The following is a 664-nucleotide window of genomic DNA, read 5'->3' as shown; positions in this document are numbered from 1 at the left end:
AAGTAATGGTCTGTAACTACACCTGCAAGAAAAGCAATAGCAAGTACAACTAGCCAGATAAGTACCTTGCGAAAGAATCGTTGCAAGCGGCCAGGCTGTGGTTTTTCTGCCTCTGTAGGGGTCGCGACAGATTCAGGTTGGGCGGGTGTTTGAGATGTGTCAAGAATTTCAGGGGCTGGCTGCTCTGGTTGGATATCAGCATTCTTCTGTTTCATGGCTTATCCTTTCTGTATCATTTCGGCATTCGTGCTTTCTACCGAGGAAACATGATGTAAATAATGAGGCGGCTAACGGCAAGCGTCAGCCGCACGCGGAGCGAGGGAGCGAAGCGACCGAGCGGAGCGTGTCGGCTGGACGCAGTGTTGGGCGGCCCTTATGTACTTCGAGTACCTGCCACAATGTAGCGATAAAGTGCTATACCTATGAACACTATTGCGCTCACATAAAGTATGGCGGGAACATAAACAAATATGAGATTGTTTGATATATACGGGCTCAGCGGCATAAGTGGATGGACTACCACCGGAATAATGGCAGTTACACTACAAATGATCGTTATTGCCACAAGGGGACGACGGAAAACACCCGATGAGACTATAACAGCCACCAACCCAGCGACAACGCCATTCGCTCCACTGATAGCGGCCGCTGTGATAAGGGTCTT

General features: G+C 49.5%; 2 protein-coding genes. Both read right to left on the bottom strand.

Going from position 1 to position 664, the window contains the following annotated elements:
* Positions 1-215 (bottom strand): hypothetical protein (locus tag QHH26_13625; GenBank protein MDH7482989.1); only part of this gene is annotated, 215 nt, incomplete at its 3' end.
* Positions 216-373: 158 nt separating this feature from the next.
* Positions 374-664, bottom strand: a 291-nt coding sequence (locus tag QHH26_13620) for a hypothetical protein (GenBank protein ID MDH7482988.1), incomplete at its 5' end; no start/stop codon positions are given.

Source organism: Armatimonadota bacterium, from assembly GCA_029907255.1.
Classification (GTDB): Bacteria; Armatimonadota; UBA5829; order DTJY01; family DTJY01; genus JAIMAU01.
Note: the sequence above shows the minus strand (reverse complement) of the source record. Positions and strands in the feature narration are given on the sequence as shown.